Raw genomic sequence first — 11,308 nt, forward strand, 5'->3', positions numbered from 1 at the left:
TTTTTAGTGATTAGAATAAGGATGAATCCTACAAACAACCAGGGTTAAGGGAAATAAATCCATAAAAAACCTGAAATAATAACTACACATCTATACAACTATATGTTATTATGATTCTGTAATAGAAAGCGTTTTCTAAAACTTATTTACAAATGGTAACGTTTTCATATTTTTGAATAGGAGGAATTCAGATGTTGCAGTTTTTACAACGTATTGGTAAAGCATTAATGCTTCCAATTGCAGTATTGCCAGCAGCGGGGCTCTTGCTTCGTTTAGGGCAGCCTGACGTATTTAATATTCCTGTTATGGCACAAGCCGGTGCAGCAATCTTTGATAATTTAGCACTTATTTTTGCGATTGGTGTTGCAGTTGGTTTGTCTGTTGATGGGAGCGGTGCCGCAGCTCTTGCAGGTGCAATTGGCTATCTTGTTCTGAAAAATACAACTGATACTTTAAGTAAAGGGTATTCGGCGGCAGAGTTAAACGATAAATTACAAAGTGTGCAACATTTAGTTGGTTCTGTTGATCCGTCTAAAGTAGCAGATACTTTAGGGAAGATTTCAAAGGCGGCAACGTTAGCACCGAAAATTAATATGGCGATTTTAGGTGGTATTATTGCAGGTGTGGTTGCAGGATTGCTATATAATAAATTTTATAAAATCAAATTACCAGAATGGTTAGGATTCTTTGCTGGTAAACGTTTTGTTCCAATTATTACAGCTGTAGTTATGCTTTTATTAGGTTTAGTATTTGGAGAAATTTGGCCAACGATTCAAAGTGGTATTGATGCAGTGGCACACGGTATCGTTAATCTAGGTGCGATTGGTGCAGGTCTTTTCGGAGTATTAAATCGTTTATTACTTCCAATTGGTTTACACCATGTAATGAACACATATTTCTGGTTTGTGCTTGGCGATTTTACAAATGCAGCAGGCGATATTGTTCATGGTGATATTGCTCGTTTCTTTGCGGGAGATCCAACTGCAGGTACGTTCATGACCGGCTTTTTCCCAATCATGATGTTTGGTTTACCAGCAGCATGTTTTGCGATGATTGCAGCAGCTAAACCAGAAAAGCGTAAAGCAGTAGCGGGTATGTTAGGTGGTCTTGCTTTAACTTCATTCTTAACTGGTATTACAGAACCGATTGAATTTTCATTCATGTTCTTATCACCAGTATTATATGGTATTCATGCTGTATTAACAGGTATTTCTTTATTTGTTACAACACAACTCGGCATTCATGACGGTTTCTCATTTAGTGCCGGTGCAATTGATTACTTCTTAAACTTCGGTATTGCAACAAAACCGTTATTATTAGCAGGAATTGGTTTAATTTATGCAGCAATTTACTTCTTCGTGTTCTATTTCCTAATTAAGAAATTTAACTTAAAAACTCCAGGTCGTGAAGATGACGATGAGTTAGTAGAAGAAGGCGAAGCACCAGTTGCAGGGTCTATCGGTGAAACTTACGTAGCAGCATTAGGCGGAAAAGAAAACTTAATAGTAATTGATAACTGTGCAACTCGCCTTCGTTTACAAGTAAAAGATGCAAACTTAGTAAATGAACCAGCATTAAAACGTGCCGGTGCAAAAGGTGTTATGAAACTAAGTGATACAAGTATACAAGTTATCGTTGGTACAAACGTTGAGTCTGTTGCTGATGATATGAAAAAACATGTATAAATAATGAAAAGAAATCCCTCATTGATAAAAATGAGGGATTTTTTTATCCCGCTATCCGTGGGCAGTAAGACCCCCCTCAAGATTGTGAGGAATCCGAAGAAGATAGGTGGAGGATGAAAAAAAACAATGATGGAAGTTTCACTTCATTACGAATGTAACGACTATCTTGCATTTTAGATGCTCTTTTTTTATTTTTTGTGCATGGTGTTGGTAAACCACCCATTGCGTGATAAAGTAAGATGTAAAATGAGCAACTATGAGAAAAGGTAGGTTTTTATTGTTATGAGCTCTCGCAGACCGATTATATATATAAAGCGAACGATTATTCTCAGTCTGTTATTCATCCTTGTATATTGGGGGTATACGAAAATTACTTCGAACAATAAAGAAAAGGAAACATTGCAAGCAGCGAAAGAAGCGAAAGAAGTAAAGACAGAACCTGTAGAGAAACGTTCAGAAGAATTGGTAACTGAGCAATCTCCGCAAGAAATCAATAACAATGCTCAATTAGATGAGTATATAAAGAGTAAAAACTTCAGTGGTACAGCTGTTGTTGTAAAGAATGGAAAAGTTCTTTTGAATAAAGGATATGGACTTGCTAATCAAGGTGAAAAAATTTCTAATAATTCAGATACATCCTATTACATTGGATCAATTACGAAAGCTTTTGTCGCAACTTCTATTATGCAATTGAAAGAACAAAATAAATTAAACACAGAAGATACTGTGGCAAAATATATTCCTGACTTCCCAAGAGGCGGAGAAATTAAATTAGTACATCTTCTTACGCATACATCAGGCATTCCAGAGTACCCAGAGGGATCAGAGAACATCACACATGATGAACTGATTAAAAGAATAGGAAATCAAAAGTTGGCATTCCCTCCCGGATTGAAATGGAAATATTCCGATTCTAACTATTCTGTGCTTGCGTATATTGTAGAGAAAGTGAGTGGGGAATCTCTTGAGGATTATATTCAAAAGCACATATTTGAAGTAGCTGGTATGAAGCACTCCGGATTTGGTGACGAGTTTCAACAAGAAAAATATCCTTCTACCGGCTATAAAATTGTAGATAATAAGATGACAACACCAGCTTTACCAAGTATGTCACAGTTATTTGGATGCGGTGATATATACATGACTGCATATGATTTATATTTATTTGATCAAGCTTTATTTACGGGAAAGCTCATTTCAAATGAAAGCTATCATCAAATGTTTACAGCATTTAAAAAAGATTATGGTTTTGGTTGGTATGTGGACCCTGGTAGTTATTCAAATCATGGCGTTATGCCGGGATGGAATTGTTTAAATAGTTTTAGTAAAAATGGAAGTACGTATGTGGTTTTATTATCTAATATTCAAAATAACATTAAATCGTTTGGTGTATTAAGTAATGATATTTATACAATGACTCGGCATGTAGAAGGTTAGAAGGCTATCTTATAAGATAGCTTTTTTTATATATTTTCAGTCGGGGATTCGTTTGGAAAAATAATGGTTAAATGAGATAATAAAATGTAAAAAAGCGGGGTTGTATATGGGGATCCATGATCATCATGAACGGAATGGAAAAAGACTATTTATTCTCTCTCTCTTTATATTTTTTGTTGCTATTATAGCATTTATCCTTGATTTTATTCGGACGCCGCATCTTCAGTGGAACAAAGGTACTATGACTTTTATAAGTATGATTATAATGGCTTTTCTTTTTATGATTTATAGTTTTGTAGAAAGAAAGAGAGCTAAGAGAATTGGGACAATGATTTGTAATAAAGGCACATCGCCGTTACTGCATCAACATCGGTTTGTTGTACGAAGAGAAATGTCTTTAGCCACTATAGTTACGTATTTTTCAATGGATGGAAATACAATTGGAGTTTTAAGAGAAGAATATGAAACAGAAATGCAAAAGATATGGAAAATTTTCATATCGTTTTTCTTGAAATCATTGAATGAAAAGCGATTTATTTTGTATAACGAACTGGGAGAAGAGATATTGATTGTAAGAAAAAGAGCATACTATTCTTATACATTTCATGATCTAGCAGGAGATAAGATTTGTGAACTGAAACAGACGTTGAGTTTAAAAAAGCTGGAATGGCTTTTACGGTCTGAGCATGATGAAGAAATTGGCGAAATTACTGGAGATTTGTATGCGAATATCCAAAAGGGACATTGGAAAGATGGCAGTTTTATTGAAGTAAAAGAAGATGCGATTCCAGTAGAAGCAATTGAATATTTTTCTGCGAGCGGCGGTTCGCTCGTTAATTTATCAATTGTGGAACATTCAAAGTATGAGAAAGCTTTGTATTATGCGGTAGCCGCAATAGTAGCTTTGAAAAATCGTTAGATGTCTTCTTTTGAATGGAAACACTTTTTAGTTGACAGAAAATCCTTGTTGTAACTATAATTGTTACAATCAGAAAACAAAGGAGTAAAAATAATGACATTACAAATAAAAGTATATTCCGATTATGTTTGTCCATTTTGTTTTATTGGTGAACAACCATTACAAGAAGCAATTCAAGGCAAAGATGTAGAAGTAGAATGGATGCCATTTGAATTACGTCCATATCCAGCGGAACGTATTGATCCATGGAATGAACCAGACAAGTTAGGGATGTTCCAAAGTACAATTGCACCGTGGGCAGAGCAAATGGGTGTTGATATAAAATTACCTCGTTTGTCACCACATCCATATACACATACTGCATTTGAAGGATATCAATATGCGAAAGAAAATGGAAAAGGAAATGAATATCAGCACCGCGTGTTTACTGCATTTTTCCAAGAGGAACGGAATATAGGAGAAGTGGATGTACTTGTAGAAATCGCCGGAGAATTAGGATTAAATCAAAATGAATTTCGTCAAGCACTAGAGAATGGTACGTATAAAGAAGCGCATCAAAAAGCTGTACATCATGCTTATTACGAACAAGGGGTACAAGCTGTGCCGACATTTGTTATTGGCGAGAGTGTAGTACAAGGTGTACGTAACAAAGAAGCATTAGAGGCTATAATCGAGCAGGAATTAAAAAAAGAAAAAGCAACATTTTCAAATGGCATGACATGTAATATAGAGGGTTGCGAGTGAAAAAGAGGCAGATGACGTAGTGCATCTGCCTCTTTTACTTTATTGGCGGGCTCACGGATTGAAGTTTTACTTTATTTTACAACTTCAATTTTCATCAGATTTGTCGTTCCACGTTCGTTAACAGGGACACCTGCTGTTACAATGACAATATCTTGCGTAGAGATCAGTTGTTGTTCTTTAGCGTTACATAATGCTTGTTCAATTACTTCATCTGTCGTTTGTTTTGGTGCAGTGAAAAATGGGTGTACGCCCCATACGAGTGCGAGTTGCTGCATAACAGATTGTTCAGATGTTGTTGCGATAATAGGAGTGTACGGACGATATTTTGAAATCATTTGTGCTGTATAACCACTTTTGGTTGGTGTTAAAATTGCCTTTGCTTGTAAGGAATAAGCTGCTTGGACAGCAGCAGCACCGATTGTTTCTGTTATTTGTTTATGGTTATCATGAAGCAATTGCTTTTGACTTTGGAATAGAGAAGACTCCTCTACTTGCAGAGCGATTTTATTCATCATTTGTACGGATTCTATTGGATATTCACCGGCAGCTGTTTCTCCTGAAAGCATAATCGCATCTGTGCCATCAAAGATTGCATTTGCTACGTCTGAAGCTTCTGCTCTTGTTGGTCTTGGGTTTCTTTGCATAGAATCCAGCATTTGCGTTGCTGTAATGACCGGTTTTCCGAGCAGATTACAGGTATGGATTAATTCTTTTTGGATAATCGGTACATATTCTGCTGGAATTTCAATGCCCATATCACCCCGGGCAACCATAATTCCATCCACAACTTCTACAATCTCTTTTATATTATCAATTCCTTCTTGATTTTCAATTTTTGCGATGACGCGAATATGTGAGGCATTATGCTTCGCTAATATGTCGCGTACTTCTAAAATATCAGCAGCTTTACGTACAAAGGAGATGGCGATGTAGTCAACATGTTGCTCTATTCCAAAAAGAATATCTTTTTTATCTTTTTCCGTAATACCAGGTAGGCGGATTTTTACATTCGGTACGTTCACACCTTTATGATCTTTAATTATCCCGCCATGTATAACTTTTGTTTGTAACTCACCATTTGCCTTTTCTATTACTTCTAGCTCTAATAATCCATCATCAAGTAATAGATGAGATCCTACTTCTACATCATCGTATAGACCTTCGTATGTGACGGAAAACTGTTTAGATGTTCCGAGTACTTTTTTCATTGAAACGGTAACAGTCGTACCTTCAAGCAGTTCTGCCTGTCCTCCTTCAAATTCATCGGTTCGAATTTTTGGTCCTTTAATATCTTGTAAGAGTGCAATATTTTTTTTAGCTGCCGCTGTGGCCTTTCGTATTGTATTTATACGTGCGCGATGTTCTTCGTGTGTTCCATGAGAAAAATTTAACCGAGCCACATTCATTCCAGATTCTAGTAAAGAAAGTAATGTTTCGTATTGTTCACTTGCAGGTCCAATTGTGCAAACGATTTTTGTTTTTCGCATATAAAATTCCTCCTTTTTTAACCCACATATTAGCGGACAATAAATCCTCCTATTGTTGGAAGTTTCACTTTATTATGTTGGCAATTGTATGTGTACTTCATGTATAGGTATGTGATTTGTTTTATAGAAAATGTGTAGTTTATTTAGCACCAAAAGTGTTATTTCTGTATACGCTGATAAGTGTGAACAAGTTGTCCATACAACAAAATGTATATAGGGGGAAAGTCTAATGTCTCTATTTAAAGATTATTGGCGTAAGTTTGCACATGCTGTCGATAAACAATTAGATTGCTTTTTATATAAGAAATTTATCCCTGTTATGGAAGAAAAATTATTTTCACCGCGGTTTGCACGGTATATAGAAATTTATACAGAAAAAGGTGTTGCAGAATACATTAAATCGCAGGAATTTCAAAATATTATTTGTTTTATTTTAAAAGAATGTAATGTTTCTCCATTTAAAGAAATTGCAGAACAATTGTTAGGGAAAGAGGTCGAAATTACTGTAACTGTTGGAGGTTTAACAGGTATCATTGCGCAAGTAGGAGATGACTTTTTAACATTACAAGAATTAACTGGAGCAACTATTTCATTACCATTTTCAAGTATTATTTCAATTCGTGAGGTATAGAGAAAGGGGGAAATAAAATGTCGTTTATTGATGCATTACGGTCTCATGTGGGACAACTTGCTCAAGTTGTAACTGTTGGAGAAATTGTAACTGGGAGTATTTTATCTGTAACAGATGGAGTAATTGTCATACGAACAGCTCCGTCCTATGGTCCACTAGAAGATGTTATTGTAAGAATTCCAGTTGTTTCATATGTTCGATTGTATAGTTAGGAGGAATAACATGCGCGTATCTGTTGTGATTCCAACACATAATGAAGCACAAACGATAGGTGGTGTGTTGGAAGAAGTAAAAAAGTACAACCTTATGAAATTATTGTTATTGCGAATGGAGCGGATAAAGAGACTGTTCAAAACGAAGAAATGACGATTGCATCGGTTATTCAAGAAGCACGTAAAATTGAGCCACTTGAAATTATCGTTGCTGTTAATGGATTGAATGATAAGACAGCGACAATTGCAAAGTAATGCGGGGCTACAACTATTATTTATGAAGAAACGCTTGGAAATGATGTGGGACGTTCTATAGGGGAGGGGATATCGTGCTATTTATTGATGGGGATTTTGCAAAAGCGATTGCGGACGGACAAGACGTGGCGTTGAATGATTTAAATTATTATTTAGATTTACGAGCACCGTTACATCTTGTTACGGCACTAAAATATGCTTTAAACTTGGCTTGTAACCGAAAAGATTTAGGTGTAGGTTCGCTGGTAGCCGTACCAAATGCATTTAGTAAGGTTTGTTTAGAATATATCGGATTTGATGCTTTCTTATTTCCATGTGTGGCACAGGTGAAGGCGATATTAGCAGGATTCTCTACCTCTTGTGGATTTAGACTAAATGAATCGAAGTCGGCCGAGTGAACATTTTGCAGTGGAGGGGCATGCCCCAGCTGTATTGAGGATTACATAGAGGGGATGTCATGTGTGATAGTAGAACTTGGCATTCGAGGTGGTTTTCATGATGGAGGACGTAAGAGAGAAACAAAATAAAAAAGTGTGCTGAAACAGGCACACTTTTTTTTATTCTGTTTCAAAAATACTATAACAGAATAGGGAGGGAGAGTATTACAGTTTAAAGTGGATACGACTCTTAACTTGCAGAAAAGGATTCTTTTATTAGAATACCCAAAAAAGAAATTAGTAAAAGGGGTTAATTCAATAAAGATTCCAATAACGTTTTCACTATGTCCATAGGAGTTTGCTCATTGTTTCACAAACATGTCACAACTTTAACGTTCATTTTTTCAAAAAAGTAGTATGCTAAGCACATAAGCTGTTATACAAAAAATCTTAGTCCTGTACTAATCAAAAAATGGAGGAGATTAGGATGACTCAAGTATTAGAAAATGTAAAAAATGCATGGGAAAGCTTTAAAGGTGAAAAGTGGAAAGCAGAGATTGATGTTCGCGATTTCATTTTAAATAATATAAACGTTCATCAGGGGGATGAATCCTTCTTAGCTGAAGCGACAGAAGCGACGAAACAACTTTGGGATCAAGTAATGGAATTAACAAAACAAGAACGTGACAATGGCGGAGTTCTTGACATGGATACTAAAATTGTTTCTTCTATTACATCACATGACCCAGGATATTTAAATAAAGATATTGAAAAAGTAGTTGGTTTCCAAACTGACAAGCCATTTAAACGCTCATTACAACCATTTGGTGGCGTTCGTATGGCAGAGCAAGCTTGTGAATCTTACGGATATGAAATGGACAAAGAACTGAGCCGTATTTTCAGAGACTGGCGTAAAACGCATAACCAAGGTGTATTCGATGCTTATACTCCTGAAATGAGAGCAGCTCGTAAATCAGGCGTTATTACAGGTCTTCCAGATGCATACGGTCGCGGCCGTATTATTGGTGACTATCGCCGCGTTGCATTATACGGTATAGATCGTTTAATCAAAGCGAAAAAAGAAGATTTGAATTTAACTGGCGGTGTAATGAGCGAAGATACAATGCGTTTACGCGAAGAATTATCTGAGCAAATTCGTGCACTTCAAGAATTAAAACAAATGGCAGCTTCTCATGGTTTTGATATTTCTAAGCCAGCAACAAATGCACAAGAAGCGTTCCAATGGTTATATTTTGCTTATCTTGCAGCAATTAAAGAACAAAACGGTGCAGCGATGAGTCTTGGCCGTACGTCTACTTTCTTAGACATCTTTATTGAAAGAGATTTAGTAAACGGTACATTAACAGAAGAAGAGGCACAAGAAATTGTTGATCACTTCATTATGAAGTTACGTCTTGTGAAATTTGCAAGAACACCTGATTATAATGAATTATTCTCTGGTGATCCAACTTGGGTAACAGAATCTATCGGTGGTATTGCACTTGATGGTCGTCCATTAGTAACGAAAAACTCATTCCGTTTCTTGCATACATTAGATAACTTAGGACCAGCTCCAGAACCAAACTTAACAGTTCTTTGGTCTAAACAATTACCAGAGAACTTTAAAAACTACTGTGCGAAAATGTCTATTAAGACATCTGCAATTCAATATGAAAATGATGACATTATGCGGCCAGAGTATGGCGATGATTACGGTATTGCTTGTTGTGTGTCTGCAATGAGAATCGGTAAGCAAATGCAGTTCTTCGGAGCTCGTGCAAACTTAGCTAAGACACTATTATATGCAATTAACGGCGGTAAAGATGAAAAATCAAAAGAACAAATTGGACCTGAATTTGCACCTATCACTTCTGAAGTATTAGATTACGAAGAAGTTATGCGTAAATTTGATATGACAATGGAATGGCTAGCAGGTTTATATTTAAACACATTAAATGTCATCCATTATATGCACGATAAATATAGTTATGAACGTATTGAAATGGCGCTTCATGATACTGAAGTAATTCGTACAATGGCAACAGGTATCGCAGGGTTATCAGTAGTAGCTGACTCTTTAAGTGCAATTAAATATGCAAAAGTAAAACCAATTCGTGATGAAAACGGAGTTGCAGTAGACTTTGAAATCGAAGGCGAGTTCCCTAAATACGGTAACAATGATGATCGCGTTGATGAAATTGCGGTAAATCTTGTGAAAACATTTATGAACAAGCTTCGTAAACATACAACATATCGCAATTCTATTCACACAATGTCAATCTTAACGATTACTTCTAACGTTGTATACGGTAAGAAAACTGGTAACACACCAGATGGCCGTCGTGCGGGCGAACCGTTTGCACCAGGGGCAAACCCAATGCACGGTCGTGATACAAAAGGAGCACTAGCATCATTATTATCTGTTGCGAAATTACCATATGAAGATGCAAGAGATGGCATTTCTAATACATTCTCTATTATTCCAAAAGCACTTGGAAAAGAAGATGATGTACAAGTTCGCAACTTAGTATCTATGCTTGATGGATATGCAGTAAAAGAAGGACATCACTTAAATATTAACGTATTTAACCGTGAAACATTAATGGATGCAATGGAACATCCTGAAAAATATCCACAATTAACAATTCGTGTATCTGGTTATGCGGTTAACTTCATTAAATTAACTCGTGAACAACAAATTGACGTTATTAACCGTACAATGCACGAAAGTATGTAAGTAAAAGCTTTCCCTCTGTTCTCATGAAGACAGAGGGAGGCTGTTTCAATAGAGGGGGAAGCAACATGGTAAAAGGAAGAATACATTCTGTAGAGTCTTGTGGTACTGTTGATGGCCCAGGAATTCGTTATGTCATATTTACACAAGGGTGCTTATTACGCTGTCAATATTGTCATAATGCGGATACGTGGGAGATTGGTAAAGGGAAAGAAATAACAGTTGAAGAAGTGATGCAGGATGTTACATGTTACCTTCCTTTTATAGAAGCTTCTGGCGGTGGTATTACAGTAAGTGGCGGCGAGCCTTTACTGCAGTTAGATTTTTTGACTGAGCTGTTTAAGAAATGTAAAGAGATCGGGATTCATACGACAATTGATTCTTCTGGAGGGTGCTATTCTGAAGATGAAGAATTCCAAAGAAAATTAGATATTTTGATGGAATATACAGATTTGGTATTACTTGACTTAAAACATATTGATTCGAAGAAACATCGCAAATTAACAGGAAAACCGAACGAACATATTTTACAATTTGCTCGTTATTTATCAGATAAAAAGAAATCAATTTGGGTGCGTCATGTACTTGTACCTGGAATTACAGATGGTACAGAGGACTTAGAAAATTTGGCAGCCTTTATCCAAAGTCTTGATAACGTACAAAAGGTAGAAGTCTTACCATATCATAAGTTAGGCGTTTATAAATGGGAGGCGTTAGGGCATAAATATCCTCTTGAAGGAGTAGAGCCTCCAACGGAAGAAAGCATTCAAAAAGCAAAGCATATTTTAGCAGCAGTCTAATCCAATTGTGGATTAGGCTTTTTGCTT

The 11,308-nt window shown here is 36.2% G+C and carries 8 protein-coding genes and 3 pseudogenes; 10 read left to right on the top strand and 1 reads right to left on the bottom strand.

What is annotated here, in order from left to right; all coding sequences use genetic code 11:
• Positions 1–191: 191 nt before the first annotated feature.
• From nagE to NKR74_RS02335, 4 genes are all read left to right on the top strand, one after another.
• Positions 192–1,685, top strand: coding sequence for an N-acetylglucosamine-specific PTS transporter subunit IIBC (gene nagE / locus NKR74_RS02320; protein ID WP_253628515.1), 1,494 nt, complete (start codon positions 192–194; stop codon positions 1,683–1,685).
• 282 nt (positions 1,686–1,967) lie between these two features.
• The gene (locus NKR74_RS02325) at positions 1,968–3,122 is read left to right on the top strand and encodes a serine hydrolase domain-containing protein (protein ID WP_253628516.1); all 1,155 of its coding nucleotides are present in this window, start codon (positions 1,968–1,970) and stop codon (positions 3,120–3,122) included.
• A 106-nt stretch (positions 3,123–3,228) separates the two neighbouring features.
• Positions 3,229–4,041, top strand: a complete 813-nt coding sequence (locus tag NKR74_RS02330) for a sugar ABC transporter ATP-binding protein (RefSeq protein WP_253628517.1) — start codon at positions 3,229–3,231, stop codon at positions 4,039–4,041.
• Between the two features lie 93 nt (positions 4,042–4,134).
• Positions 4,135–4,785, top strand: coding sequence for a DsbA family oxidoreductase (locus NKR74_RS02335; protein WP_098306857.1), 651 nt, complete (start codon positions 4,135–4,137; stop codon positions 4,783–4,785).
• Between the two features lie 77 nt (positions 4,786–4,862).
• On the opposite strand, the pseudogene pyk reads toward NKR74_RS02335, so the two are convergent.
• Positions 4,863–6,272, bottom strand: a pseudogene (gene pyk / locus NKR74_RS02340) (pyruvate kinase); the annotation flags it as partial.
• 229 nt (positions 6,273–6,501) lie between these two features.
• Between pyk and NKR74_RS02345 the strand changes: the two are divergent.
• From NKR74_RS02345 to pflA, 6 genes and pseudogenes are all read left to right on the top strand, one after another.
• Entirely contained in the window at positions 6,502–6,903 is a 402-nt protein-coding gene (locus tag NKR74_RS02345) for a DUF2642 domain-containing protein (protein WP_253628518.1), read from the top strand.
• A 17-nt stretch (positions 6,904–6,920) separates the two neighbouring features.
• The gene (locus tag NKR74_RS02350) at positions 6,921–7,115 is read left to right on the top strand and encodes a hypothetical protein (RefSeq protein WP_098306863.1); all 195 of its coding nucleotides are present in this window, start codon (positions 6,921–6,923) and stop codon (positions 7,113–7,115) included.
• Between the two features lie 10 nt (positions 7,116–7,125).
• A pseudogene (locus NKR74_RS02355) lies at positions 7,126–7,238 on the top strand (glycosyltransferase); the annotation flags it as partial.
• Positions 7,239–7,250: 12 nt separating this feature from the next.
• Positions 7,251–7,897 (top strand): annotated as a pseudogene (locus NKR74_RS02360) (glycosyl transferase); the annotation flags it as partial.
• Positions 7,898–8,234: 337 nt separating this feature from the next.
• Complete coding sequence (gene pflB / locus NKR74_RS02365) at positions 8,235–10,484, top strand: formate C-acetyltransferase (protein WP_253628519.1); 2,250 nt, start codon at positions 8,235–8,237, stop codon at positions 10,482–10,484.
• A gap of 65 nt (positions 10,485–10,549) precedes the next feature.
• On the top strand, positions 10,550–11,281 hold the full coding sequence (gene pflA / locus NKR74_RS02370; protein WP_098306867.1) for a pyruvate formate-lyase-activating protein: 732 nt from the start codon (positions 10,550–10,552) through the stop codon (positions 11,279–11,281).
• The last annotated feature ends 27 nt before the right edge of the window (positions 11,282–11,308 follow it).

The organism is Bacillus sp. 3103sda1 (assembly GCF_024159135.1).
GTDB lineage: Bacteria > Bacillota > Bacilli > Bacillales > Bacillaceae_G > Bacillus_A > Bacillus_A rhizoplanae.